Below are 24,629 nucleotides of genomic sequence, written 5' to 3'. Positions count from 1 at the left end.
CCGTGCAAAAATTTGAAAATATGGATGTGATCGCTGCGCTGGAAGCCATTATGCACCAGAACACCGCATACTATCAGAGCGATTTTGCCTATGACATCAAGATGCTGCGGGAGGCCGCCCGCAGCGACCAGCCGGAAGATAAGCTGCTGTTGTGGCTGTCCCGGCCTTCTGGAACATTCTGCTTCCGGGAACGGGACGTGCTGCTCAAAGACACGCAAGCCTACAACACATGGAAATTCTGCGGCGAACAGACCCATGACAGGATTCTTGCCTATGCGGTGGAGCTGACCGGCGCGGCCAACGGAACCGTGCAAGGCAATCTGTATGAACTGGACTATCAGCAGCACTTCCAGCACATCCGGGAAGTCGCCCTGCCCGTGGGTGCCAATCGTCTGATCTACGAAAGCGGGATGCGGGAGATTGGCCCGAAAAAGCATTTCGACAGCCGCCCGGACAAATATTTCGGGGAGTTCGTGCGGTATGAAATGCAGCCCCGTGACCCGGAACTTCTGCAAGCGGCCATCCGGCAGGAGCAGCGCAGCCGGGAACCGGCACGGCCCGGTGATTTCAAAGAACATCTTGCGGAACTGCACACCGGGCTGATTGAGGCCGAGGCCCAGCGCATTGCGGCAGACATGAAACGGCTGGCTGCTCCCAACAGCCCGGACAAGAATCATTTTATGGTGGAGGTATCGCCCTATTTTACCAAACTGGCATCCAGCCGGGACACGGACCAGCTGCTTGCCATGCTGCCGTACAAATCCATGCACCTTTCCAGCGTGAAAGACCGTTTCGGCATCTATGCGCTGGTTGACAAAAAGGAGAACCGGGACAGGGGCATCCGCAAGCCCCGTGCTTCCGTCCGCAAGCAGCTTTCCGAAACAAAACAGGCCGCCAGCCCGAAAAAGGCAGCGGCCCGCAGCAAACAACATGAAATGGAGGTCTGACCATGAATTTCAGCGTGGAAGAAGAAAATTTGATCTGTATGTACCACACCTCTGACCGCCGCCGAACGATGGCGCGGATGCTGACCGCCCTGCCGGACATGGACACGGAAATGCGGCGGCTGGCAAACGGCACCATTGCAAAGTTGGAGCACATGACCGATGCTGACTTTGACGGACAGAGGTTTGATTTTACAGGTGAATAATACCGCCAGCTTAACAATGGCACATTATTTTCAGTGAAAGTAATGTGCCATTGTCAACACAGAAATAGCCGGACACGGTGGCCTTGTGGCTGCTGTGTCCGGCTATTTTCATGTATCAGTCTTTATCTTTTTTCTCGGTGGGATTTTCTGGCAGTTCGGCGGCATCTTCTACAATGTCGGTCACAAGCTGCTGGAAGTCAAACGCATTCTTTTCTGTGATAACGGGCTTGCCGGTTTCCGCTTCAAGAGCCTGCCGCGCAATGCCGGCCACTTTGCCGCCGCGTTTAGCAACCTGCTTGTTTTCTTCAAAGGTCTGCGGCTTTGCAGTCTTGGAAATATCCGTGGTAGATGCTTCCGCCAGCATGGTCAGCACAAGTTCCAAATCGGTCATGTTGTCCCGGAGATTTTCTTTTGTCAGACCTTTCAGCCGCTTGTACTGCCCCGTGGTCATGCCGGACCATGCGCGGGAGATTTCATCGGTCAGGATGGCGTACTCCTTGCCCTTTTGTACTCCGCGCTTCTTCCATTCATCCGTCAGTTCGTTTCGGATACGGATTGCCAAAAGCCGCTGGTGAATCCATTCTTCGGAGTAGCCTTTTTTCAAATAGGTATCAAGCGCACGGTCAATGGCCTGCTCCGGGTCAATGGTTTCCTCAATGCGTTCCTTACCCACCATTGCCAGCCATGCTTTGAACGGTTCAGCTTTCGGGGACGGGATGGACTGGATGATACGCAAAAGCTGTTCGGTGTTGGCGACATCTGTCTTGTACCGTTTTCCATCAGAGGACAACATTTTCAGTTGTACGATTTTTTCGTACAACTCATTTGCCCCCTCAGCTTTCAGCTTACGCTTAAGGTCGCTCCAATATCGCCGTGGATTTGCTGTTCCAGTTAAAACAGAAATAACATCAATAATTGAAAAATACCATTCTTCCTTTTCTGCATCCCATGCAGTACGGATTTTCTGATCTTCAAAAAGCTGGATAGAGCTATTGTCTTTCACTTCTGCCATAGAGGGTTCCTCGCTTTCGTTGTCTGGTTCTATTTTACATGATTTCGGGTGGAAACGCCACCCAGTCTAAGCGTTTGTAGTTCAAAAATCCAACCAATATTTTGTGCAAATTTACCGTTCCTGCATCTGCTCCTTTCCCGGTGTTGTCCGCAGGATGCCATCCACATTCTGCTTGATGATACCATACTCCTGCATCTGGCGTTTGGCTTCGACGTACTGCCGCTGCAACTGGTCTTTCTGCTTGGCCAGCTGCTTATACTCGGCTTTCAGGGCGTAGAGATCGGGCAGCTTTTGGAGGCCCTGATTTTTCAGTGCCTTGGCCGCCGCTTCGTAGAGAATCAGAGCACCTTCGTGCTTGCGCCGGAACTGCTTTTTATCAGCGGCCCGCTGATATTCCTGCACCAGTGGGCGCAGTTCCTTACAGGTGGTGACATCCTTTATCAGTACGGCCATTTCTGCAAGCCGGCGTTCGGCTGCTTTCAGCGCAGCGGCAGCCTCGGTGTTGGCGGCGGTGATCTTGGCCACCCGGCTTTCCAAATCCGGGTAACTATCAATTTTATGCTCCGTCAGGAAGTTCAGCGTCCGGGCAGCCTGTTTCAGATTGTGGAGTTTTGCCCACTTCTCATACCTTGCGGACTGCTGGGCCTTGATGCTGTTCTCCAAATCAATCCGCAGCGAAATTTTGCGGTTTTCTTTGGGCTTCCGCTCCGCAAACCGCCCTTTGATGCGCTCGGTGATAGCTTCCTCGGCGTAGGTTTCACCCAGCGTTTTGCAGCGGGTGAACCGTTCCTGTCCGGGCGCGCGGAACGAAACATACTTGCCACGCTTGACCTCGTAGCCCTGCTCCTGCAGGAGCCGCAGAAAATCGTCAAAATCCTTGGCCTGCGGGATGGCTGCATCTATGGCGATTTTCAGCTTCGCCTTCCAGCTCGTGCCCTTGCGGTGTGCATCCCACTCGGCATAGCTTTTGCCCCGGTCTTGACCGGGCATCACCACAGACAGACCATGTTCCTTGCACAGCCGGTCGCTTGTGCGCCGGATGTAGGCATAACTCTGTCGGTTGGAAACATACTTTCGTTGGTTCACCATGTCCACGGCACAAAAGATGACGTGGTTATGGATGTGCCCCTTGTCAATATGCGTGGTCAGCACATACGGGTATTTGCCTTGCAGGACTTCATCTGCAAGCTGCCGGCCAATCTCGTGGGCCTGCTCCGGCGTGGTTTCGCCCGGCGCAAAAGACTGTATCAGGTGGTGGGCCAGATTGTTGCCTTTCTGCATGGCTTGTGATAGCAGCAGTTCAAATTCGATGTCGGCGGTTTCATAGGAGCAGGCAAAGGAGGACACCAGCATTTTTTCATCCGTCTTGGCTGGATTCTCGATGTAGTCCAGTGCCTTTTTCAGCGTTGACTTGATAGGATGTATCTTTGTAACTGCCATATCTGTGCCAGCGCTCCTTTGATGTCCGCAACATCTTGTGTGTACAGCGGCCCCATGCTGTTCAGCCGCCGTGCGATCTGATTGACGTTGACACCAATCTTCTGCAATTCGGCGGTCTGCGCCCGGATGTCGGTGGTGTCGATGTGGACAACATAACCATCTATCAGCATCTTCCGGGCGTAGGCAGAAAAATTCCGTGTGTGTAGCAGAGCCATCTTCTGCCGAATAAGTTCCTGTTCCTCCGGCGTCACGGGAACCCGCAGGACAATTTTTCGGGTTCGGTTCGTCATAGTTTCACCTCGTTTCTTGGGGGTCTGGGGTACTCCCCAGCAAGCATTTTTGCCGGGAGTGGCTACACTCCCTATGCTTGCTACGTTACCTTTCCCCACTACTATGACACCACAACACCCCCGTTTTGCCCGCAAAATGCAAAAAAATAAGAGGACGCTTTTGCATCCTCTCAATGACCGTGCATGACAATCAGACACACACGGGCTCTTTTTCCTGTTCATGGATTCGTAAGGCACCGTCAATGGCACCTTCTACGATGGGTAAGTATTCTTCCGGGCAAAGCTGCAGCTTGTGGCTGACTCGCTGACGTTCCGCACTTTCTTCCCGCATGAGTTCCGGGTTGAAGTACCGCTCCACGGGCAGACCACATATTTTTATCAGCTGAATCACCACCGGCAGGCTGGGCAGCGTGCCTTCGTTTTCGATGTTCGCAAGATACCGGCTGTCACAATGTATCATGTCAGCCAGCGCACTGCGGGAAAGTTGTTTTGCCTTTCGAGCTGCCTTGACATCCGCTCCGAACGTTTCAAAGCCGGGACAGTCCTCAATTTTCGCCATTCTGCATCACCCATATACATTTTATAGTTCATGAGCGATTGGCGAAATGTTGCTATATCCGTTCTGTCTACATTTTATAATTCATATTTTGATACTACTATCATTCACTTGATTATACATAATCCTTTGCAGTAGTTGTCAAAGCGAACACAAGAATATAAACACGAACGCTTCCTTTCCTGCCAAGATCAAAATAACATACAGCATCCAGAAGTTCATTCCAACGATATGTAGAGAGTTAAAATGCCACTTGTTTGAGTAACAGTAAAGCTTAAATTCTAGGTAAACTGCTCTATTTTTTTTTCGTCTTTATTCTAAAGGATTTATTTGATTCTCTTTTAATAAAGCAATCCATGCTTGGATTGCTTCCACCAGTACATACTGCTGACGCAAAACAGCCATACCTGTTGCGGGAATACTGGGTTCATTTTCTTTTTTCTGTATATTATATTCCAGATAGGATTTTAAGGTACTAATATTTTCCTCAATTTCTGCTATACACGATTTTTGTTTTTCAGGTGGCAAGGAATCCAAATTCACAATAACTGCGTTGAAGTCTAGAAAAATGTTAATAGGTTTTTCAGAAATCTCAAACATGAGCCGTTCAAATTCTGCTTCTCCGGCATCCGTCAGGGAATAAATCACTTTTTCTGGCATCTTCCCTTCTTTTACGATTTCGCCTCGGATTAGCCCCTTTTCTTCTAACTGAATGGCTTTTTTATAAATGGATGGAGTGCTGATTTTTACCCATTTGGATATGTTTCTATATTCTACCAACTTTTGAATATCGTAGGCACTCATTGGCTCCTTTTTCAATATTCCCAATACAATTAAATCTATGGTTGCCATGTGGAATCACGTCCTTTCGCTATGTTTTCTGAATAAAAGAACACCGTCAAATTCACTATAAAATATAGTATTGTATTTTATACTTTTTGTCAAGATAAATTGCCTCACCTCTTGACATATACTATAAATTATAGTACTATTATTTATACTGTGCGGCACTATGGCCTACACTACTGTAAATTATACCTGAAGAGACGAAAGGAGTTTTAACAATGAATGAACGCAACAACAAACTTGAGCTTTTGGGCAGTGCGCCTATCCCCAAAGCTCTGATGGCTCTCGGCATACCGATTATGATTGGGATGTTGATCAATGCACTCTATAATCTGGTGGATGCCTATTTTGTGGCTGGTTTGGGAAAAAGTCAAATGGGTGCTATTTCTATCGTATTTCCGTTGGGACAAGTTGTGGTTGGTTTAGGTCTTATGTTCGGTAACGGAGCCGCATCCTATCTGTCAAGACTATTAGGACGCGGAGATAAAGATACCGCCGATAAAGTGGCAAGCACCGCACTGTATAGCAGTATTCTGATTGGTGCTATTATCATTCTACTTTCTACGATTTTCCTTAAACCAATTTTGGTGATGGTGGGAGCGACGGAAACAATTATGCCGTATGCCTCGACATACGCAAGAATTTATGTGCTGTCCTGTATTTTCAATGTGTTTAATGTAACAATGAACAATATTGTAAGTAGCGAGGGTGCAGCAAAAACGACCATGTGTGCCTTGCTATTGGGAGCCGTATTGAACATCGGATTAGACCCTCTTTTCATTTATATTTTGGACATGGGAGTAGAAGGTGCAGCAATCGCCACAGCAATTTCGCAAATGGTATCCACGCTTGTTTATCTCACCTATGTTCTTCGCAAAAAAAGCGTATTTACGTTCAGCATAAAAGAGTTTTCTCCTACGAGGCAAATGATGGCGGAAATTTTAAAAATTGGAGTTCCCACTTTGGTGTTCCAACTGCTGACAAGTCTTTCGATTGCGCTAATTAACCGCGCGTCCAGCAATTATGGCGATTCGGTCATTGCAGGTATGGGGGCGGTTACGCGAATTACTTCTATGGGAACTCTTGTTGTTTTTGGATTTCTGAAAGGGTTCCAGCCTATTGCTGGATTCAGCTATGGGGCAAAGAAGTTTGATCGCTTGCGCGAAGCAATCAAAACCTCAATCATTTGGTCTACAAGTTTCTGCTTAGTCGTAGGTTTGGTGATGGCTGTTTTTTCTATGCAGATTATCTCTCAATTTACTAAGGGAGATACTCAAATGATTTTAGTGGGTCAAAAATCACTGTTTGCAAATGGGATCACATTCATTCTTTTTGGTTTCTACACGGTTTACTCCTCTTTGTTCCTTGCCTTGGGTAAAGGTGCGGCAGGTTTCTTTTTGGGAGCATGTAGACAAGGTGTCTGCTTTGTTCCTGTCATTTTGCTGCTGCCTATGGTATGGGGAATGAACGGAATCCTATATGCTCAACCCATCGCAGATGTGATTTCCGTAGTAATCACTGTATTTATGGCGTTACACCTTCATCGGGAATTGTCTATGGCTGAAAAACAGGTTATGTCCAATTCGGAAATGTAAAGAGGCGAAGAAAAAACGTCAGCTTGCTATACGGTAGTAAAAGAAGAAAACTAAGCACAGAGGAAGATAAGATGAAGATAGAATGGATTTTATGTCCCTTTTGTGGAAGCAAAACGCGGTTGAAAATTCGCAATGATACAATACTGGATAATTTTCCGTTATATTGTCCTAAATGCAAACATGAAACCCTGATTGCGGTAAGAAAACTAAATTTATCTATCATCCAAGAGCCAGACGCACAGACGCAGAGCCGGTAATGCACAAGGTGAATTCACTTGTGATTATCGGTTCTTTTTTTCAGTATATGATGAGAACCTGCCCCGACTAAGGGGAAATAAAAAAGCCGTTGGTTTGAGCAGGTAATTTTATGCGCTCATTTTGAACCAGCGGCTTTTGAGAAAATCAAGGCCGCCGGTTCTTTTTGCTTATCAAAGCGTTTCATCGTCCGTATGGCGGCCACTAGGAGGATGCCGCTATGCGCCTGATATTCTATCGAACGCCTAGCTTTGAACTGTCAAAAAAAGCCTTGCTCCCGCACAGGGTCAGCAGGGCTTTTACTATGTACTATACGATGTAGCTGCTGCGCGTTTCGTGCTGCCATTATGCCCGGTTGGCCGTTTTCGGTCTGCTGGGCTTTTCTATTGCCATCTGAAAATCTACCTGTTTCAAAAAATATTTTTGGAAATTTTCAAAAAAGCGGGTAGAATCGGGTGTTTCGGGTGTCATATTAGCGGAAAGGGAAAAATCCACCCGACATCCCCACGGAAAGGGGGTGAGAAGATGGAAGCTATCCCTCGCAACGATGGCGAACAGTACCGATTCGATGCGTTCTGCAAAGCGGTGCTGCGAAATGAGGCCCGGAACTATCACCGAAATAAGAAACGTCTGCTTGACCGTGAAAAGTCATTCAGCGTTCTTTCGTTGGAAGAACTGGGGCAGCTCACGAGTGTAGACCATTATCCAAGTGAAGAATTTGTATTTTCATCCTACGGCTGTGATCTGCACATCGACAATGAACTTGTTGCCAATGCGTTTGCCGCTCTGCCAAAGCAAGAGCAAAGCATTCTGATTCTGTTTTGTGTTCTGGAACTGGGCGATGGCGAGATTGGCGACCTCATGGGAATGTCCCGGAGTGCTGTTCAACGGCACCGGGCAAAAACGCTGAACGAGCTGCGAAAAAAGCTAAAGGCGCACTTGCCGGAGGGAGGTTAGGCGTAAATGAACTCCTATGAACACACGAGCAGAGATTTTTTGCCGCTCTCGGTGATTCGTTCTGCCTGCGCCGGGGACACCGATGCAGTTGAACAGGTTTTGCGACATTACAGAGGTTATATCAACAAGCTCTGTACAGGCATTCTCTATGACAAGCACGGTCAGCCTCATGTGTGCATGGACGGCAGTGCATTCCACTCTACCTGAATCGTATCTCCGCTCTTTGTGTGGTCAAGGGCATTCTTTACAAGATTGTCCACAGCTTCCTGCATCCAGTCACGGTCGCACCAAAGTGTAACCGCCTCTGAGCCAGACAGAACGAGCTTTTTCTGTTCCTGCTCTGCACGATAGTTATACTGCCGCGCGATGTCCTGCACCATTTCAGCAACATTTTCGTTTTTCTTCTCCAAGACGACCGAACCGGCATCCAGCCGGGTGATTTTGAGCAGATTCTGCACCAGCGTTTCGATGCGGTCCAACTCCTGTTCGGACAGGTCTGCAAACTCTTTGACCTCCGACGGCGAAACAACTTCGTCCTGAAGCAGACCGTTGTAGATATTCAACGCCGCCAGCGGTGTTTTGAGCTGGTGCGAAATATCTGCAATGGTATTTTTCAAAAAACGCTTCTCCCGCTGCTCGTTGTCTGCGTGTGCGCTCAGAACTGCCGCCAATGCATTAACGGAGTGAAACAGACGGTAAAGTTCTCCCTCCCGGTCGCAGTCCAGTCGTGCATCCGGGTTACCATCCAGACAGCTTTGGATTTGCTGGACTGCCTGTTCCAGAAGCGCGCTCTGCCTTTGGAAATAGCGAAAAAGCACGCCCCAGAGACAGCCGCCCAGCAGCAGAAAAACCAACAGTAACCCGAAAGAAAATACATGCGTTGTATGCCATACGATGCCCTGCGTGAGAGCCAATGCCACCGCCCAGACCGCCAGCACTGTCCGGAACAAAATCCGGATTTCCCGGTTTGCGAATACTTTCATACGGCACCTTTACCCATTCCATTTATAGCCCATGCCGCGGACAGTCAGCAGCATCTGCGGTTTGCCGGGGTCGTCCTCAATCTTCATCCGCAGCCGCCGGATGTACACTGTTAAGGCACTGCTGTCAATGTAATCCCCATCGCAGTCCCACAGTGCATCCAGAATTTGTTCCTTGGATAGCACGGCATTCGGATGCTGCATAAAGAAGCAGAGCAGCTTGTACTCTGCGCCGGTCAGTTCCAGCAATACTCCGTTTTTGTATGCCTGCCCCTGCAACAGCCGGACGGTGATGCTGCCCGATTCCAGTACGGGTTCTCCTGCGCTGGACGCATTTGCACGGCGAAGCAGTGCATTGACCCGCGACAACAGGACACCCAGCTTGAACGGCTTGGTCAGGTAATCATCCCCACCCAGTTCCAGTCCCATGATGATATTCATTTCCTCATCCGAAGCAGTCAGGAACAGAATCGGCACGTTGGATGTGCGCCGCACCTTCTGGCAGAAATCGAAGCCAGAGCCATCCGGCAGGGAAACATCCAGCACCAGCAGGTCATATTTTCTGTCTGACCACAGCACCTCGGCTTCTGCCAGCGTCCGGGCTGTATCCAGTGCAAAGCCCTGTTTCTTGAATGCAAAAGTCAGCCCACTGATCAGGCTCAGATCATCTTCCAAAAGGAACAGTTTTCTCATGATTCCCTCTCTTTTCTGCGTTTTGTGTGTCCTACAGGTTCAAAAGCATTATAAGTTTTTTCTGCGAACATTACAATGTGCGAAACGGAAATTGTTTCTTGCTGTGTGTTAAATATAAGTCCTACTATCACCGCTTTACCACAATAAATTTTGCAAAACCATCTTGACGCGCTCCGCAATTCATGATACCCTTTATCGCAAATCCCACCAATTTTGTAGAAAAGTACAGAGCGGCGAGGATTTATTCCCCATGAAGATTTTTACCGCCCCGCAACACACCCGATCTATTTTGCCGCCGTTTCACCCGACAAAATCATCGCTGCGCTGCGTGGGCGGTATTTTTCTTTTTCACAAATAAAATCTTATGTAGTTGTTCAATCTTCCAAAATTTGTTTTTGGTTGTTGACTGCACAACCACAAAGTGTTATTCTTGTGCTTGAAAGAAGCAGGTTGTAGTGTCCGCACTGCGCCCGGCTTTCTTCATACTGTACCTTGAATCTTACATAAGCCGTCTGAACGAGATACTGCGCCATGACCTCACGCTTTCTGTGGGCGAGCCGGACAACGCCGCTGCAAAACAGGGGCAGGAACTGCGTTCGGTGTGAACGGTGACCATGAGCAGGGGCTTTGCCTTTTCACACGTTTTGCTCTGCAAAATTTTCAACGTGCATTGCGGTTCGAATTCTGAAATTTTCAGTGTTGCACGGAAAGGGCGAAAGCAAGTATCGACCTGTGGCCACAAATTTTCAATGCTTGAAAATGTTCTGTCACATGGTCTGCCACTTGTTGGGGAGTGCCTTCCCCAAACCCTGCTCTAGCTTCGCACCGTTGGTGCGAAAGCGGCGTGTCGCATTACATAGCCCTCTCCATCCCGGAGCGGGCATTTATCATTTTCACAGGAGGTCGAATATGGCTGAAATGAAAAGTCCGAACGTACACGCAAAGAAGAACCGCAATGACACGCCGCGAAAACGAAAGACACACATCATCAAAGTCAGGGTGACCGCAGAAGAAAAACTGCGGATTGCATACGCCTGCAAAGAACTCCACCTCACCCAGTCCGAACTCGTCCGCCGTGTCCTGTACGGCGTAAACGTCAAGCACACCGTTGTGGTGGCGCAGGGCGGCGAGGATGCACTGGCGGCGCTTGCCGCCTTGTCTGCCCAGTGCAGCAAGGTGGGCAGCAACCTCAACCAGCTTGCACGGCACTTCAACTCCGGCGGCAAAGACACCGAGCAGCTCCGGGCGCAAATTCTGGAGGAACTGTCCGCACTCACGAACTTTCGGCTGAAAGCCGAAGAAACGGTTGGTGAACTGTATGGCAACCATCAAGCATTTAAGCTCGAAGAACTCTAACTACGCCGCCGCCGAAAGCTATCTCACCTTTCAGCACAACGAGTACACCGGTCTGCCCATTCTGGACGAGAAGGGCAGACCCAAGCTGCGGGATTCGTACCTGCTCGACACCCTTGAGTGCGGCGAATCCTCGTTCGCTATGGCCTGCCTGATTGCCAATCGCAAGTACGGCAAGAACGGCGGGCGGGAGGACGTGAAGACCCACCATTATATCATCAGCTTCGACCCGAAGGACGCAGTAGAGAACGACCTGACCATGGAGCGGGCGCAAGCCCTTGGCTTGCAGTTCTGCAAGGACAACTTCCCCGGTCATCCCGCCATCGTCTGCACCCACCCGGATGGGCACAACAGTGCCGGGAACATCCACGTCCACATCGTCATCGGCAGCTTGCGCGTCCGCACCGTGGAACGGCAGCCCTTCATGGACAAGCCGTGCGACTGGGAAGCGGGCAAGAAGCACCGCTGCACTTCAGCCATGCTCCGGCACCTCCGTGTCGCTGTCATGGAAATGTGCGAGCAAGCCGATCTGAACCAGATCAATTTGCTGGAAGCTCAAGGCGACCATGTTTCGGAGCGCGAGTATTGGGCGCAGCGGCGCGGACAACGCCGCCTCGACCATGCCAACGCCAAACTTGCCGCCGAAGGGCAGCAGCCCACCCAGACCGTCTATCAGACCGAACTGGACAAGCTGCGAAAGCAGATCTACGCTGTGCTGAACAAGACCACCACCTTCGAGGAATTTTCTGCATTGCTCATGCAGGAACACGGCATCGCCGTGAAGGAGAGCCGAGGTCGGTTGAGCTACTGCCCGCCCGGCCGGACAAAGTTCATCACCGCCAAGAAACTGAGCAAGAAGCTGGAAAAGGAGCAGGTGCTGACCGTCCTCTCCCAGAACATCCAGCTTGCCGTCACCATCCAGCCCAGCAGCGAAAAGAAGCCGGATAAGATCAGGAAACTGGTTGACATTCAGGCGAATGTTGCCGCAGGTAAGGGCATCGGCTATGAGCGTTGGGCGAAAAAGTTCAACCTCAAACGCTGGTCGCAAACCTTGTGTCTCCTGCAGGAGAAAAAGCTGCTCAGCGAAGATGCCCTGAACCAGCGCATTGCCGAACTGAAAACCCAGCACGACGATGCACTGGCGGTGGTCAAAGACCTGGATGCCCGCATGGTCTCCCTCAAGGAGCTGCGCGGGCATCTTGTGGTCTATCGGCAGTACAAGCCCCTTGCACAGAAGCTCCAGACTGTGCGGAATCCCGCCAAGTTCAAGGAGCAGCACCGTGCAGAGTTTGCTGTGTACGAGGCCGCTTGCGCCTATTTCAAGGCCAATGGGCTCAGGACGCTGCCGGACCTCAAAAAGCTGGATGCCGAATACCAGACCCTTTCCTCGGAGAAAAACGGGTTCTACACCCGCTACAAGAAAGCGCAGATCGAACTGCGTGAACTCCGCACCGCACAACAGAACGTGGAAGCCTTCTTCCGCAAGGAAGAGCGCAGCCACACCGTACCGCAGCAGGAGGTCAAATGAACAACACTCTGACGGATCGATGTGTGAATAAACCCAACCTCACCCACGCCCCTCACCGGGCTTCGTCCTTTCGCCTGTACCCCACCCATTGGGACGGAGGGTAGCACCTCTGTCTTTTCGGACGTAAAGAACGCCATCTCGACCCGGCAGGCAGCGGAGCTGTACGGCTTAGCCGTAAATCGGAACGGTATGATGTGCTGCCCCTTCCACGGGGATAAACACCCCAGCATGAAGGTGGACAGCCGTTTCCACTGTTTCGCCTGTCAGGCAGATGGAGATGTGATCGATTTTGTCGGCAGACTTTTTCAACTTTCTCCCTATAAGGCTGTGGAAAAGTTGAAGAACGATTTCGGCATGGCACTTGCCGACGGCAAGGTGCGGCTTGCTCCCCGCAGACCGCCCACCGTCCGGCAGCTGCTGCTGGACTATTACCGCTGTCTGCAGCGTTGGCGGGTCCGATACGAACCGCAGTCACCCACAGAAGAACTTCACCCCTGCTTCCTTGAAGCGATAAAGAACCTTGACATCGTTGAATATTATCTGGACTGTTCGGTGCTCCCGGACCCGCAGACCGAAAACGAGCTACGGAAGTATTGGGAGGGATTACATGAGCGACTGGAAAAAGAGGAACGACGATTGGCGTGATGAGGACGAACTGGAAGAAGAGGAAGAATGCGAATGCCCTTGGGTAGACAGTAAGGGCAAAGTGCGTGAAACCGCTTACTGCCAGTACTTTTTAGAGAAACACCCCATGATGTGCCTGAAACAGAAGCTGTTCGACCAGAACGGCGAGGTAGACGAGGACGCACTGCTCTACGAAGTCCACAGCGACCTCCGTGACTTTGTGCTCGACAACCTTGCCAAGAAGGAGAAGCAGGTTCTGGACGCACTCCGTATCGAAACCTATACCCCTGAATGGAAACCCCAGCTTGACCGCATCCATCTCCAGAACGGAACCTACTTTCTGGACGAACGGGGATTTGTGCCGGAAAAGGAACTCTGCCTGAACCGGCTCCCCGTGGAATACCAGCCCGATGCCCCCGCACCGACCAAGTGGCTGGAATTTCTGGACGGTCTGCTGATCCCGGAGGACATTCTGACCTTGCAGGAATATCTTGGCTATCTCCTGATCCCGTCTACCAAGGCGCAGAAGATGCTGGTCATGACCGGCAAGGGCGGCGAGGGGAAGTCCCGCATCGGCTTGCTGCTGAAGAAGCTGTTCGGGGAAGCCTCTCACTCCGAATCCATCCTCCGCATCGAAACGAACCGCTTTGCCAGTGCAAATCTGGAGTACAAGCTGGTCATGGTCGATGACGATTTGAACATGGTGGCTTTGCCTGAAACGCGGAACATCAAGTCCATCGTCACCGCCGAGGATCGTTTGTGCATCGAGCGGAAGAACAAGCAGGCTGTCCAAGGTCTGCTGTACGTTCGTTTCATCTGCTTCGGCAATGGCAACCTTGTGGCCGCTCATGATGACAGCGACGGCTTCTGGCGCAGACAGATCCTCATCACGGTGAAAGACCGTGACCCTGCCCGGGTGGATAATCCCTTCCTCATCGAAGAGTTGTCCGAGGAGCGTCCCGGCATCCTGCTGTGGATGCTGGAGGGGTTACACCGTCTGCTGGCGAACCGCTATCAGTTTACCATCAGCGAGCGCTCCATCCAGAACCTCGAAGCAGCCATGGCGGACAGCGACAACCTGACCCAGTTCATGCAGGCAACGGCGTATGTCCGCTTCAAGCCCGACACCGAGGAACGCTCCACCTATCTCTACCGCGCCTACACCAAGTGGTGCGAGGATAATCTGGAATCACCCGTTCCGCAAAAGAAGTTCAGCCAGTTCCTGCTGAAAAATGCAGGGAAGTATGGCCTGACCTTTTCCAAGCACATCGAGGGAAAGTATCGCGGCTTCCGGGGCGTATGCGTCCACCCCGCCTTTGCTGCGGCATAAAACACACGAAAAGTGAAAATCTCCCGCCCTACGCGCCCCAAAACATTTGTTTTTACCTGTTATCGTTGTTTTCTTCGAGCGCGCATCCGCCCCTTCGGGGCGGGAGAGAAACCAAGATGCGCCCCAAGAGGGCGCGTGCATCCCAGCCATGCGCCCTATAAAATCAACACAGGAAGGTACTTTTGTGTGGTTTGGGGCGCGTGGGGCGCGTAAATTCAAGTTCTCGCACTTTTTTGGGCTGCTGCTTCGGGTCAGGAGCGGCAGGCCCTTACATATTTACCGGCCCACAAGGGTGCAGTTCAACCGGAGCTGCGCCGGGTCTGGAGAAGTGCAAAGGAGACATGCCTATGACGAATGTCCGCAAAAATTCCGCTAAACTGACCCGTGAGGACTTGAAAATCGCGCCCGAATCCCCTACAATGAAATTGTCCGAAACCCCTGCCGTAGAACCTTCTGACCAGACCAGCAAAACCGTCCGACACGCCCCGCTCGTTTACCGGGTGGAAGAGATTGCCCAACTGTTGGCGATCTCCAACCGTGCTGCGTACAATCTGTGCAACACCACGAAAGATTTCAAGGTGATCCGCCTTGGTACCAGCATCCGGGTAAGCAAGCAGAGCTTCGATGATTGGTTTGCTGCGGTCTGAGGGAGGGAACATCTATGGCATCTATTATGAAACGTGGCAACACGTATTCCGTCCGATACAACTACAAAGATCATGCTGGCAAGCCCTGCAAGGGCTGGGAAACCTTCAAGACCAAGGCCGAAGCGCAGGAGCGCAAGATCACGGTGGAGAAGGAACTGCTGGACGGCACCTTCCTCGTGCCCGACACCATGACGGTCGAGGAGATGCTGTACAAGTGGATTCCCATTCAGTCCAGCAAACACAAGTGGTCTCCCAAGACCTACACCCAATCTGTGGCGATGGTGCAGAACCTCATCGTGCCGTATATCGGAAAGCGGAAGGTGCAAGACCTCCGCACCTATGACATTGAGCAGTTCTACGCCACCCTGAGCCAGACCCCCTGCGGCCAGTACGTTCACGGCGAGAAGCAGGAGCTGACGGAAAATCAGAAGAAACGGCTGTTATCCAGCACGTCCATTCACGAAGTCCACACGCTCCTGAAGACTGCCTTTTCGTATGCCGTTGACTGGGATCTGATCCACAAGTCGCCTACTCCCCGTGAAGCCCCCAAGATCAACACCGAAGAACGCACCATCTGGGATGAGCGCACCATGTTGGCGGCGCTGCAGACCATCGAGAACCCCGCCCTGCATCTGGCGGTGCACATGAGCATGATCCTCTCGCTCCGTGAGGGCGAGATCCTCGGCTTACAGCCGGGAGACCTCAACTTCGATGCCGCCGATGGGCGCGGAACTATCACGGTGAACAAGGCCCTGCAGCGTGCCGACAAGGTCGCCTTGTCCAAGATCGACCCCACCCAGATCTACCACACCTTCCCGGACAGACGGGAGGGGAGTAAGTCCTCGCTGATCCTCAAGCGGACCAAGACCAAAAAGTCCAACCGCATCCTGTACATGACCAAGCCCTTGAAAGAGGAGCTTCTGGCATGGTTGGAAAAGATGAAGCAGGACGAACAGAATGCCCCGGAAAAATACAGCAACTGCGGTCAGCTGTTCCGCTTACCAGACGGCTTACCCATTGCCCCGGACGTTCTGACCAAGTGGTACCGTATGTGGAGGGCAGAGCACCCGGAGTTTGAGAAGATCGTGTTCCACGGTCTGCGCCACTCCAGTGCCACCTACCAGCTGCTGCAATCTGGCGGTGACTTCAAATCGGTGCAGGGCAACACTGGCCATGCAACCGCCACCGTCCTGATGGACACCTACGCTCACACGCAGGACAAGCCCCGGTTGGAGTTGACCGAGAAGATCGAAGCCGACTTCTACACGCAGGACGTAGCAGGTGCAAAGCCGCAGGAACCCCCGGAAAACAAAACGCCGGTGGCAACAAAAATCACGGGTAAAATGATCCTTGAAGCCATCCGGCAGATGGACGCAGAGGAGCGCCGCGAGCTGACGCGGGTACTCTTCGCGTAAAAATTTGCGTTTGCGAAGCAATGAAAGCCCCAGTGGGGCTTTTAAGCAACAAAGCGGTCTTGCGTAAGCAAGATGGAGGGGCCTCGCCCCGACAAGCTTAATTTTTGTGCAGCGAAATACACGCTGTGCAAGCGATGCAAAGAGTTCATGGCTTTTTTGTAAAGTGTGCAGGAGATGTGCAAAAGTGTGCAGACTCTGCCAGAAAAACAAAAAAGCCATGAAATCTTTCGATTTCACGGCATTTTTTGGTGCGATGGAAGGGACTCGAACCCCCGGCCTACTGATTCGTAGCGCAAGTCAGGGGTAATTCCTCCATTATGCCGCCTGCCGTAAAACATAAAATTTTATCGATAATAAGTAATTTATCCGAATTCATGTTTCACGTCCACTGGTAAATTTTGCACCTGTTGTCAACCATTGTACAGGGTGAAACCGTGCAGATTCCGTGCAGAAACCGTGCAGGACAATTTTAGAAACTCGGAAGCAATTCACACACAAATGACTTGACGGCATTGTTTTGGGTGGCCATCCTCTTATTTTAGTACTTGCTGCATCACAAGCCGATTGGAAAGCATCTGATCTTATTCTCAGGAAAACCCATCGTTTTATGTTAGAAAAAAGCAACACGACACGATATGGTCTGTACTGCCTTGTAGTGGTATCCTTTTGCCAACACCAAAACAACATAAAACGAAAGGAAAATAAATTATGAAACGTCTTTTTACTCTGATTACTTCTATTGTTCTGGCCACCAGTCTGCTGGCTGTCCCCTGCTTTGCCGCTGAACCTGAAGACTTGCCCACGCCTCAGACTGGCGTGACCGAAACAGAACAGCCCGAAGACCCGGACGAATCGGGTATGCAGTTATATGACGCGTTTCCGGGGGGCGGTGAAGCTCTTTAAGTTTCAAATTCCATGCCCAGATATTCTTTTGCTTCCTTTTTGGTAATTTCCAATCCTTCCTGGTATTCGATGACCTGGCACAGATAATAGCATTTACGATAGAGATCCGCGCTTTTTTTGTCATCTCCCATGAAATGAGCGCATTCAGCTTGGATTTCAAGACAATGTGGTAAATATTGATAGTGCCCATATTTGAGGCAAGCCTTCCTGCCTTCTTCTGCACATTCTGCGCTATCCTCGTAGCGACCGCACAAATCCAGAACACGGGCATAATTAAAATAAACCATCGGTAAGATACCAACCGAAGTGATTGTTTCTTCAAAATGCTTTCGGACATATTTCAGCAGCTGGTAATAGATATCAGCTGCTTTTTTATTTTGTCCATCATCGGAGTATGCAATTCCAATTTGATTGATGATCTTGATTTCGTCTGTCGAATAAAAAAACCTCTCAATCTCATCCAAATTAAAGCGGGGAACCGTCAGCCGAATTGCTTGCATCAACAGGTCAATCTGTTCTTGTGGTGTATATCGTTGATCCAAACGCCCCAACAACACCTTAGAGCGTAAGATAAACTGCTGCGCGATTTGATCGTCATGGTCTGCAATCTGCTCAAATTTTTTTAAGGTTTCAAAGCCTTCCTCCACGCGATGATTAGCATTGCATGCAACAATCTCCTTTTGAAGGGCTTCCATTTCCAGCTCATTTTTACTCAACAGTGCAAAATAGCGGTCATCCGGCAGGCCCAGCCGCTGCAAAAGGGCATTGATCCGATTGCGGCTGGGAGTCTGTTTGCCATTTTCCAGTCGGGAAAGGGTCATCGGTTCACAGATTCCATCGCAAAGCTGCTCCTGGGTCAGGCCCAGATCCAGCCGCCGCTGTTTGATATATTCTCCAAGAAAAACATTTTTCATTGAAACCACCCCAGATTGAATAAAGAGTTCTTATAATTATAAAGGATATCAAGCTAATTTTCCAGTCGTTGATAGCTGGAAATCAAAAAGGAATAAGTTCATTGGAATCCAACTTATCGTTTTGTGTTATTTGAAAGTAACTTGGTACGATATGTTCAGAAGTGCGTCGTGCTGCTACAATATAGTCACAGCGATGAACCAAACATCCAGAGCTGAAAAAAGAAAGGAGAAACAGAAAATGTATACCGTAACTTTTTCCAATGAAGAGCTGGAAGAGATGAAGGCAAACGACGCGGTTGTTATCGTTAGCTGCGATGATGACAACGGGCACCGCCTCTACTGATCAGTGACGGTTTCCCAAGGAGCAAATGTTTGCTTCTTGGGATTTTTCTGTATAATGGAACCATGTTTTATGAATTGAAAAACGGAACGCTTGTGGAAACCAAAGACGCACAGGGGAATTTTGATCTGACACAGGTCCTTGGAAATAAATATTTAGAAGATGTTGATTCCGAAAAATGTGTTATTGTTGATACGTACAGCAATAGATGTTTCCTCATCTCAAAAGATCTCCTCCACCATGGTGTGAGCGAAGAAGTATACCACAAAATGCTGGATAGCGATGAAACCGACTCAAACAAGTCAAGCGAAGAAGTCACTTTCATCTTAACAATTACGTATAAATGCAACATGCACTGTACTTACTGCTATCAGCAAAACGATAAAACCTTGGAAAAGAAACTTATCAGTGATGAAACTCTGGATAAAATTTTAAGTATCATTGCACAGTATATGGAAGCAAATCCGAACAAGACCGTTCGACTGGGTTTATTTGGTGGCGAACCCTTGCTGATCGAGAATGAGAAAGTAATTGATAAAATTCTCCAATTTTGCAAAGAGCACAAAACCACTGTTCATATCACCACAAACGGAAGTTTCCTTTCGTATTATTTGAAGAAATTTATCATCAATCGTCGCTTCATCAGCGGTATTTATCCCACAATCGACAGTATGGCGTTAAATTATATGACGCGATACGATCTTGATCCGAGCCGGAACAATACAAATGAAACTTTCAAACTCCTGTGCTGTATTAAGACACTTCTGCATTACGGCATCCATGTGGACTTAGGAACCAATATCGATAGGCACAATCATAAAGAAATCTGGAATACACTGGATGACTTGAAGAAGTTACAGCTTTTGCAGGATAAAAACTTTGCGTGGACTATTGGTCGAGTAGATGATCGTTTGTATGAAACAAATTTCCCTGACATCATGATGGAAAGTGAGATTCTCGCTGAGCTTCAAAGCAAGCCTCTCCCGGACAATGTTCACGCGGCATTTTTAAAGACCTGCTATAACTTTGCCGACAAAATGGGCCTAAAGTTGAATTTGCGGGAGCATAAACAAACACATAGTTATTGTTGGAGCACTTCGTCATCCAGTAATGTTTTTTATGTTGATATGAATCTGAAAACATATCGTTGTACTTGCACAGTTGGTAGATCTAGGTACAGCCTTTTTGATTTTTCCTATGAAAATTTAACAAATTATCGGCCCGTCGCTGTAACCTGCAATTCTTATGCGGAGTGTAAGGATTGTAAAATCGGTGGCTTCTGCGGTGGCGGATGTCAGCTGTCCCACCAAATCGATTTCAAAAAGTGCTGTACATATGAAGAAGAAGTTTTTTCTCACTTCATGAAAACACTGTTTATTCCTTATATTAAATCCAAATATAACGAGGTGAATCAAAATGAACGCAAAGCTGAAAACAGATGCACTTGACCTTACCTCTCTGCTCAATGGGCTGGTGTTTTTCTCCCCAGTCTCTCTACTGGTACGAACCACTGCAGGAATCTCTCTCAGCCAATTCTTCATTTTGCAAGCAATTATGGCTACTATGGTCCTCCTCACAGAGATTCCTCTCGGAAAGCTGACCGATCGCATTGGCTATAAATCCACGTTGGTACTATACCAGATCGCGCTGCTCATTTCGAGAACCTGCCTCTTGCTGGCTCATGTAAGCTGCAATTATAGTCTGTTTATTTTACAGGCTATCCTCGAAGGCACAGCGGCTTCCTTTTCTTCTGGGACGCAGAGCGGCTATATTTATATTATGTTTTCAAAGGAACATTACGCTGAAAAATCTGCACATGTCGCCAATTATGGAACTGTCGGATTTTTTGCCAGTACCCTAGCTTATGCGGTCCTGTACACGCTGATTGGCATCAAGGGTCTGCTTCTGGCAACGATTGCCGCAAACCTTGTTGCTGTCTTTACCTCTTTAAAAATCCCCAAGGAAACAGTGCAGCCCAGAAGTGAAACGCGCCAAAAGAAAAACATTCCCTATCCGCAGTTGTTTCAGCAGAAAAAGATATGGATGCTTCTAATGATTTTGGCAGCTTTGAACATTGGCCGCATTCTGATCAATTTCTTCTATGCGGAGAAGCTGCAGTTGTGCGGGATCAATGAAACCTGGCTCGCCGCAATTATTATGGGTTATTCTGCAATTCAGTTGCTGTCCGAACGGATTCTCGCCCGTACCAAGCCTGAACACTATAATCAAATGATGGCACTGTTTTTCATTCTGAGTGGAATAGCCCTTGGTGTGTTGGGCTTGGTCAATGTGCCGGTTTGGACTATCCTATTTATGCTGATCCTTCCGCTTTTTTTGGATATTCCATCCTATCTGCTGGGAGAAGTCCAAAACAGCATTGTAGATGCTGCCGGCAGGGAAGACAATCGCGCCGAGCTGCTTTCCGTCTTCAACATGGGCGTCAATGTTACTGAAATTTTTTATCTGTTTGGCTCATCACTACTGGTGAGCGCCGGGTCAACGGCTTGTTTTGTCATCCTCGGTGCTTTTATGACCGTAGTTGGAATTGGCATCTGTCTTTCTGTGAAGAGCGCATGGTTGCTTTCACTTCAAGAAAAAAAGAACGGCAACTAATTTTAGTCTACAATATCAAGAGGGCTTATATATGATGTCTGGATACATCTCCGATTGCCTAGGAGAAAATTTCAGTTGTATTCAACCCAAGCCAATATTACCTCAAAAATTCAATTGGGATGTCTTCATGGCCACACTGATTCCTACTGAAGGGTGTAATTTTCAGTGTTCATACTGCCACAAAAACCACCCGGCAGCCAGTATGACCCGTGACACACTGGATCAGATCGAAGAGTATATCACTGCGCAGGCCCCACGGCATAAGCAGGTTGTGCTTGCATGGCTTGGAGGCGAACCGATCCTTTGCAAAGACACTGTATTGGAAGTCTCTGAAATGATTCAGAACTTGCAGAAACAGCATGGCTTTCAGTATACTGCCAAGATGACCACCAATGGTTATCTGCTGGACGAAAAGCTGTTCCGTCAGTTTTGTCAGGCAGGAATTACCAGCTACCAAATTACACTTGATGGTTGGAACCATGACAAGACTCGGCCCCATGTATCTGGCAAAGGAACCCTGCGGACCATCATTGACAATCTGGTCGCTCTTTCCAAGTTGCCCCCGGAAGAGTACTCCTTCCATATCACGCTACGCCGTAATCTTCTGGCCGGCGATGAGGACTACAGTTGGTACGATTACCTTTACCGTTTGTTTGGACAGGATAAACGCTTCGATGTACTTGTTTGTGCAGTTGGTGACTGGGGCGGCAAAGGCTCCCACGATCTGTCACCCCTTCACCAGGATACTCAAGAGGTGTTGGTTGCGAAGCATATTGCATATCTGGATAAAATCGGGATGCTGCGTTATAATCAAATGTACTGTGTCTCCCGTCCAAATCGTCTTGTATTCTGGCCCGACGGGAAAATTGGAAAATGTACTGCGGCTCTTAACCGTCCTCAACCCCAGTTAGAATGAAGCCGTTCAAAAAAGACGGTATGATCGATCCAGAAGTTCAGCATCTTTAGATGTCTTCTGCCCTGAAACCTGATTGCTGTGGCAACCAGAATGTTTTGGTGATAAGCGCAAAGCTCAGTTCGATCATGTGTACGAGTTGACGCCCGCATCTGCTATTGCCTGAAGCCGGGAGGCAACGCGATAGCCGGAAGAATCCAAAGAAACCGCGCCGGGGTTTCGTGGCACACGACTTTGGTTACAAAGTCTAGTGTGTTATACCTTTGTGCAGCAGACGGCAGCTGGGGGGAGCTATCCCGCCTCGCTCCTCTGTACGAAAGGTGCCCCTGCGGGGCAGCAACAGCGACAAAGAAAGGCTGGCAGTTTGTGCCCAAAAGCATAGGCTGCCAGCCTTTTGCTGTCTGCGGAACAAAGGTATATAAAGCCCCGCCGCAGCGGATTCATTCGTTTTCTGCCCGGTCACCTTTGGCTTTTTCCCGGCTCTTGTGGACGTTGTACTGGTTCTTGCACTGGGGACTGCAAAAGGTGGTGTTGACATGACTGCCCAGAAATGCTTTCTGGCAGTTCTTACACAGTCGCAGTGGATGTTCCTCGTCCACCAGCATGAAGCTGAACATCATCTGGATACCCAGCAGCAGGGAGTGAAAATCCCAGTAAATGGTGGGCTTGTCCAGCAGCTCGATATGGTAGCTGGGGGCAATCCCACCGAACGCAGCCATGGCTTTTTGGTACAATTCCCGGGTGTCTTGATCTATTAGACGGTAGTCCTGGTAGTACAAGATAGAGGTGGTCAGCGTGAAAGCCCAGTCCTTGAACTGCTGGGCGACCCAGTCATAAGGCTCCGCATACTGCCGCTGGAAGCTCATAGTTTTTGCCATGGGTTCATCCATAAAGGTCATGGTCAGGGCAACCATCGTCCGGTCCCCGGAAACCTTCCAGGCGGATTCAATTCCCCGTTTCACCAAGTCCAGCTGGTCAAAGGGATAAAACAGAGCCAGATACCGGTCGGTGTCCATGGATTCCTCTTTCAGGAAATGATTCTTCGGCAGGTAAACCGCCTCATAGTCCATAAAGGCCGGCGTGGTGGGCAGAGCGGTCATCAGACCCAATAAACCATACCGGGTGACAAACTTCAACACTGCCCGCTCCACTTCCACCGCCGGGCTGCGGCTCATCATCAACATTCCAACATTCAGGGCGTCCAGCACGATGCCTGGAACCTCTTTAAGCGGGTTGTAAACCTCCGGCTTTGTGTCTTTGCCGGGGGTGATGTACCGTTTGCCGTCTTTTGCCGTTTTCAGCTCGTAGTGATCGTACCGCACCCAATGAGAACGGGATTGCTCAAACAAGTTCTTCATTCTGCATTTATTCCCCCTCAGCCGTCCCTGTCGCCAGGGGCGGTTTTCCTTTTCTGCGGTTCGTCTTATTTTCCCGCCGAATCACAACATCTTTGCCTTGTTCCTCTGCGAGGGCTGAATATTCCTCTATAAATTGGCGTTCCCGCAGGGTCAGACTTCTACCTCGCTCCCGTTTACTATGCAGGTAGTCAAACATCTGTCGCTGTAAATTTCTATGAATGGTTTTCCTTAGTTTTCGGATATTGCGGTCGGACTGCTCACGAGCTAAGGCAAGCTGGGTAGCACTCCATAGCCGCAGGGAGAGAAAGTACAGAACTTCCTTGTGATCCTCGCTCAGCTCCTCAATCATACGCGAGATAAATGGATCAGCGGTCAGCTGGTGCATCTGATAAGGGCAGTTAAATAGGATATCCAGAAAGTTTCCGGCCATCATCTGCCGGTACGCCGTGTCATTCATCCACCTGGGAATCAGTTTGGGTTCTGAAACAGCCTGATAATCCAGTGGCAAGTCTCCCCGAAGGTGTTCGTAATTCCGTTCCCGGCGCTCCCGGTTCTGGTCCAGCTTGTCCCACTCCTTTATCACCACAGAAAAGTCCGCCTCAGTCCGGGCGGCTTCCTCCAGACGCCGAACGGCTTCCGCCCGGATTTCCCGTTTCAGCCGCTTTTCACTGGTTAGCGAGGCTTCTTCCTCCTCGGTTTCTAGCTCTTCTTCGTCATGGAGGGGGTGCTCGTCATGCTCCAGGGCGATTTCCAACTCAATCTTACGTTCTGCCGCAGCGGCTCGTTCCAGCGCCTCATTCGTCAAACTGATGCTGGATTCATCATCCCATCTGTCATCCTGAAATCCTCTCGCATACCGATTTACCACGCCTCCACCTCACTCCAAAAAATTTTTTGAAAATTTTAAAAAATGGTTC

26 protein-coding genes are annotated in these 24,629 nt (G+C 49.6%); 16 read left to right on the top strand and 10 right to left on the bottom strand.

Going from position 1 to position 24,629, the window contains the following annotated elements:
- Window positions 1-2 precede the first annotated feature (2 nt).
- Together MTP38_RS00425 and MTP38_RS00420 are read left to right on the top strand one after the other, a co-directional pair.
- The gene (locus MTP38_RS00425; protein ID WP_442900537.1) at window positions 3-947 is read left to right on the top strand and encodes a hypothetical protein; all 945 of its coding nucleotides are present in this window, start codon (window positions 3-5) and stop codon (window positions 945-947) included.
- Window positions 948-949: 2 nt separating this feature from the next.
- Window positions 950-1,150: a transposon-transfer assisting family protein gene (locus MTP38_RS00420; RefSeq protein ID WP_005922868.1), complete on the top strand. Its 201-nt coding sequence runs from the start codon at window positions 950-952 to the stop codon at window positions 1,148-1,150.
- A gap of 115 nt (window positions 1,151-1,265) precedes the next feature.
- Here the strand turns inward: MTP38_RS00420 and MTP38_RS00415 are convergent, their stop codons facing one another.
- The 5 genes from MTP38_RS00415 to MTP38_RS00395 form a co-directional block, all read right to left on the bottom strand.
- A complete protein-coding gene (locus MTP38_RS00415) occupies window positions 1,266-2,162 on the bottom strand; it encodes a BRO-N domain-containing protein (RefSeq protein WP_117477616.1) in 897 nt (298 codons plus the stop codon).
- A gap of 111 nt (window positions 2,163-2,273) precedes the next feature.
- Window positions 2,274-3,602 carry a relaxase/mobilization nuclease domain-containing protein gene (locus MTP38_RS00410; protein ID WP_156059996.1) on the bottom strand — a complete coding sequence of 443 codons (1,329 nt, stop codon included), beginning with the start codon at window positions 3,600-3,602 and terminating at the stop codon, window positions 2,274-2,276.
- Window positions 3,563-3,892, bottom strand: a complete 330-nt coding sequence (locus tag MTP38_RS00405) for a plasmid mobilization protein (RefSeq protein ID WP_015536573.1) — start codon at window positions 3,890-3,892, stop codon at window positions 3,563-3,565. The genes MTP38_RS00410 and MTP38_RS00405 overlap by 40 nt, the downstream gene beginning before the upstream one ends.
- Before the next feature lie 190 nt (window positions 3,893-4,082).
- Complete coding sequence (locus MTP38_RS00400) at window positions 4,083-4,451, bottom strand: helix-turn-helix transcriptional regulator (protein WP_005927725.1); 369 nt, start codon at window positions 4,449-4,451, stop codon at window positions 4,083-4,085.
- A 309-nt stretch (window positions 4,452-4,760) separates the two neighbouring features.
- Window positions 4,761-5,300 (bottom strand): PadR family transcriptional regulator, encoded by a 540-nt coding sequence (locus MTP38_RS00395; RefSeq protein ID WP_097793623.1) that lies wholly within the window; start codon window positions 5,298-5,300, stop codon window positions 4,761-4,763.
- A gap of 212 nt (window positions 5,301-5,512) precedes the next feature.
- Between MTP38_RS00395 and MTP38_RS00390 the strand changes: the two genes are divergently transcribed.
- The 4 genes from MTP38_RS00390 (at window position 5,513) to MTP38_RS00375 (ending at window position 8,308) form a co-directional block, all read left to right on the top strand.
- On the top strand, window positions 5,513-6,889 hold the full coding sequence (locus MTP38_RS00390; RefSeq protein WP_097793624.1) for an MATE family efflux transporter: 1,377 nt from the start codon (window positions 5,513-5,515) through the stop codon (window positions 6,887-6,889).
- 71 nt (window positions 6,890-6,960) lie between these two features.
- Entirely contained in the window at window positions 6,961-7,146 is a 186-nt protein-coding gene (locus MTP38_RS00385; RefSeq protein WP_097793625.1) for a cysteine-rich KTR domain-containing protein, read from the top strand.
- 523 nt (window positions 7,147-7,669) lie between these two features.
- The gene (locus MTP38_RS00380; protein ID WP_015536578.1) at window positions 7,670-8,101 is read left to right on the top strand and encodes a sigma-70 family RNA polymerase sigma factor; all 432 of its coding nucleotides are present in this window, start codon (window positions 7,670-7,672) and stop codon (window positions 8,099-8,101) included.
- Window positions 8,102-8,107: 6 nt separating this feature from the next.
- Window positions 8,108-8,308 (top strand): helix-turn-helix domain-containing protein, encoded by a 201-nt coding sequence (locus MTP38_RS00375; protein WP_249233896.1) that lies wholly within the window; start codon window positions 8,108-8,110, stop codon window positions 8,306-8,308.
- On the opposite strand, the gene MTP38_RS00370 is transcribed toward MTP38_RS00375, so the two are convergent.
- The gene (locus MTP38_RS00370) at window positions 8,269-9,084 is read right to left on the bottom strand and encodes a sensor histidine kinase (RefSeq protein WP_249233895.1); all 816 of its coding nucleotides are present in this window, start codon (window positions 9,082-9,084) and stop codon (window positions 8,269-8,271) included. The genes MTP38_RS00375 and MTP38_RS00370 overlap by 40 nt on opposite strands.
- Window positions 9,085-9,093: 9 nt before the next feature.
- A complete protein-coding gene (locus tag MTP38_RS00365; protein ID WP_112146629.1) occupies window positions 9,094-9,774 on the bottom strand; it encodes a response regulator transcription factor in 681 nt (226 codons plus the stop codon).
- Between the two features lie 909 nt (window positions 9,775-10,683).
- On the opposite strand from MTP38_RS00365, the gene MTP38_RS00360 reads away from it, so the two are divergent.
- The 7 genes from MTP38_RS00360 (at window position 10,684) to MTP38_RS00330 (ending at window position 17,574) form a co-directional block, all read left to right on the top strand.
- Window positions 10,684-11,130 (top strand): plasmid mobilization protein, encoded by a 447-nt coding sequence (locus MTP38_RS00360; protein ID WP_117528361.1) that lies wholly within the window; start codon window positions 10,684-10,686, stop codon window positions 11,128-11,130.
- Window positions 11,093-12,655: a relaxase/mobilization nuclease domain-containing protein gene (locus tag MTP38_RS00355; RefSeq protein WP_207684486.1), complete on the top strand. Its 1,563-nt coding sequence runs from the start codon at window positions 11,093-11,095 to the stop codon at window positions 12,653-12,655. The genes MTP38_RS00360 and MTP38_RS00355 overlap by 38 nt, the downstream gene beginning before the upstream one ends.
- 189 nt (window positions 12,656-12,844) lie before the next feature.
- Complete coding sequence (locus MTP38_RS00350) at window positions 12,845-13,300, top strand: CHC2 zinc finger domain-containing protein (RefSeq protein WP_249233894.1); 456 nt, start codon at window positions 12,845-12,847, stop codon at window positions 13,298-13,300.
- The gene (locus tag MTP38_RS00345) at window positions 13,263-14,609 is read left to right on the top strand and encodes a DNA primase family protein (RefSeq protein ID WP_249233893.1); all 1,347 of its coding nucleotides are present in this window, start codon (window positions 13,263-13,265) and stop codon (window positions 14,607-14,609) included. The genes MTP38_RS00350 and MTP38_RS00345 overlap by 38 nt, the downstream gene beginning before the upstream one ends.
- 341 nt (window positions 14,610-14,950) lie before the next feature.
- Window positions 14,951-15,256 (top strand): helix-turn-helix domain-containing protein, encoded by a 306-nt coding sequence (locus MTP38_RS00340; RefSeq protein ID WP_006735272.1) that lies wholly within the window; start codon window positions 14,951-14,953, stop codon window positions 15,254-15,256.
- Between the two features lie 14 nt (window positions 15,257-15,270).
- Window positions 15,271-16,671: a site-specific integrase gene (locus MTP38_RS00335; protein WP_249233892.1), complete on the top strand. Its 1,401-nt coding sequence runs from the start codon at window positions 15,271-15,273 to the stop codon at window positions 16,669-16,671.
- A gap of 708 nt (window positions 16,672-17,379) precedes the next feature.
- On the top strand, window positions 17,380-17,574 hold the full coding sequence (locus MTP38_RS00330) for a hypothetical protein (RefSeq protein WP_097793638.1): 195 nt from the start codon (window positions 17,380-17,382) through the stop codon (window positions 17,572-17,574).
- Here MTP38_RS00330 and MTP38_RS00325 read toward each other — a convergent pair.
- Complete coding sequence (locus MTP38_RS00325) at window positions 17,571-18,488, bottom strand: helix-turn-helix domain-containing protein (RefSeq protein ID WP_097793639.1); 918 nt, start codon at window positions 18,486-18,488, stop codon at window positions 17,571-17,573. The two genes, MTP38_RS00330 and MTP38_RS00325, sit on opposite strands and share 4 nt — an antisense overlap.
- Before the next feature lie 372 nt (window positions 18,489-18,860).
- Between MTP38_RS00325 and MTP38_RS00320 the strand changes: the two genes are divergently transcribed.
- Genes MTP38_RS00320 through MTP38_RS00310 form a run of 3 tightly spaced genes read left to right on the top strand, consistent with a single transcriptional unit; the run spans window position 18,861 to window position 22,357 of the window.
- Entirely contained in the window at window positions 18,861-20,276 is a 1,416-nt protein-coding gene (locus MTP38_RS00320; protein ID WP_097793640.1) for a radical SAM protein, read from the top strand.
- Window positions 20,245-21,441: an MFS transporter gene (locus MTP38_RS00315; RefSeq protein WP_097778984.1), complete on the top strand. Its 1,197-nt coding sequence runs from the start codon at window positions 20,245-20,247 to the stop codon at window positions 21,439-21,441. The genes MTP38_RS00320 and MTP38_RS00315 overlap by 32 nt, the downstream gene beginning before the upstream one ends.
- A gap of 31 nt (window positions 21,442-21,472) precedes the next feature.
- The gene (locus MTP38_RS00310) at window positions 21,473-22,357 is read left to right on the top strand and encodes a radical SAM protein (protein WP_097778983.1); all 885 of its coding nucleotides are present in this window, start codon (window positions 21,473-21,475) and stop codon (window positions 22,355-22,357) included.
- A 437-nt stretch (window positions 22,358-22,794) separates the two neighbouring features.
- Here MTP38_RS00310 and MTP38_RS00305 read toward each other — a convergent pair whose 3' ends face one another.
- Entirely contained in the window at window positions 22,795-23,712 is a 918-nt protein-coding gene (locus tag MTP38_RS00305; RefSeq protein WP_097839531.1) for a hypothetical protein, read from the bottom strand.
- Window positions 23,713-23,719: 7 nt separating this feature from the next.
- Entirely contained in the window at window positions 23,720-24,580 is an 861-nt protein-coding gene (locus MTP38_RS00300; protein ID WP_342587753.1) for a sigma-70 family RNA polymerase sigma factor, read from the bottom strand.
- Window positions 24,581-24,629 lie beyond the last annotated feature (49 nt).

This window comes from Faecalibacterium sp. I3-3-89 (genome assembly GCF_023347275.1).
In the GTDB taxonomy this organism is placed as follows: Bacteria; Bacillota; Clostridia; order Oscillospirales; family Ruminococcaceae; genus Faecalibacterium; species Faecalibacterium butyricigenerans.
The sequence above is the reverse complement of the archived record's forward strand: the minus strand, read 5'-3'. Positions and strand labels throughout refer to the sequence as shown.

Bases quoted from the DNA above. Each gene is read 5' to 3' on its own strand.
- MTP38_RS00305 (WP_097839531.1), bottom strand. From the start codon at position 23,712: ATGAAGAACTTGTTTGAGCAATCCCGTTCTCATTGGGTGCGGTACGAT.
- MTP38_RS00410 (WP_156059996.1), bottom strand. From the start codon at position 3,602: ATGGCAGTTACAAAGATACATCCTATCAAGTCAACGCTGAAAAAGGCA.
- MTP38_RS00385 (WP_097793625.1), top strand. From the start codon at position 6,961: ATGAAGATAGAATGGATTTTATGTCCCTTTTGTGGAAGCAAAACGCGG.
- MTP38_RS00400 (WP_005927725.1), bottom strand. From the start codon at position 4,451: ATGGCGAAAATTGAGGACTGTCCCGGCTTTGAAACGTTCGGAGCGGAT.
- MTP38_RS00315 (WP_097778984.1), top strand. From the start codon at position 20,245: ATGAACGCAAAGCTGAAAACAGATGCACTTGACCTTACCTCTCTGCTC.
- MTP38_RS00365 (WP_112146629.1), bottom strand. From the start codon at position 9,774: ATGAGAAAACTGTTCCTTTTGGAAGATGATCTGAGCCTGATCAGTGGG.
- MTP38_RS00355 (WP_207684486.1), top strand. From the start codon at position 11,093: ATGGCAACCATCAAGCATTTAAGCTCGAAGAACTCTAACTACGCCGCC.
- MTP38_RS00335 (WP_249233892.1), top strand. From the start codon at position 15,271: ATGGCATCTATTATGAAACGTGGCAACACGTATTCCGTCCGATACAAC.
- MTP38_RS00420 (WP_005922868.1), top strand. From the start codon at position 950: ATGAATTTCAGCGTGGAAGAAGAAAATTTGATCTGTATGTACCACACC.
- MTP38_RS00310 (WP_097778983.1), top strand. From the start codon at position 21,473: ATGATGTCTGGATACATCTCCGATTGCCTAGGAGAAAATTTCAGTTGT.
- MTP38_RS00380 (WP_015536578.1), top strand. From the start codon at position 7,670: ATGGAAGCTATCCCTCGCAACGATGGCGAACAGTACCGATTCGATGCG.
- MTP38_RS00340 (WP_006735272.1), top strand. From the start codon at position 14,951: ATGCCTATGACGAATGTCCGCAAAAATTCCGCTAAACTGACCCGTGAG.
- MTP38_RS00395 (WP_097793623.1), bottom strand. From the start codon at position 5,300: ATGGCAACCATAGATTTAATTGTATTGGGAATATTGAAAAAGGAGCCA.
- MTP38_RS00375 (WP_249233896.1), top strand. From the start codon at position 8,108: ATGAACTCCTATGAACACACGAGCAGAGATTTTTTGCCGCTCTCGGTG.
- MTP38_RS00405 (WP_015536573.1), bottom strand. From the start codon at position 3,892: ATGACGAACCGAACCCGAAAAATTGTCCTGCGGGTTCCCGTGACGCCG.
- MTP38_RS00415 (WP_117477616.1), bottom strand. From the start codon at position 2,162: ATGGCAGAAGTGAAAGACAATAGCTCTATCCAGCTTTTTGAAGATCAG.
- MTP38_RS00350 (WP_249233894.1), top strand. From the start codon at position 12,845: ATGATGTGCTGCCCCTTCCACGGGGATAAACACCCCAGCATGAAGGTG.
- MTP38_RS00360 (WP_117528361.1), top strand. From the start codon at position 10,684: ATGGCTGAAATGAAAAGTCCGAACGTACACGCAAAGAAGAACCGCAAT.
- MTP38_RS00345 (WP_249233893.1), top strand. From the start codon at position 13,263: ATGAGCGACTGGAAAAAGAGGAACGACGATTGGCGTGATGAGGACGAA.
- MTP38_RS00330 (WP_097793638.1), top strand. From the start codon at position 17,380: ATGAAACGTCTTTTTACTCTGATTACTTCTATTGTTCTGGCCACCAGT.
- MTP38_RS00390 (WP_097793624.1), top strand. From the start codon at position 5,513: ATGAATGAACGCAACAACAAACTTGAGCTTTTGGGCAGTGCGCCTATC.
- MTP38_RS00370 (WP_249233895.1), bottom strand. From the start codon at position 9,084: ATGAAAGTATTCGCAAACCGGGAAATCCGGATTTTGTTCCGGACAGTG.
- MTP38_RS00325 (WP_097793639.1), bottom strand. From the start codon at position 18,488: ATGAAAAATGTTTTTCTTGGAGAATATATCAAACAGCGGCGGCTGGAT.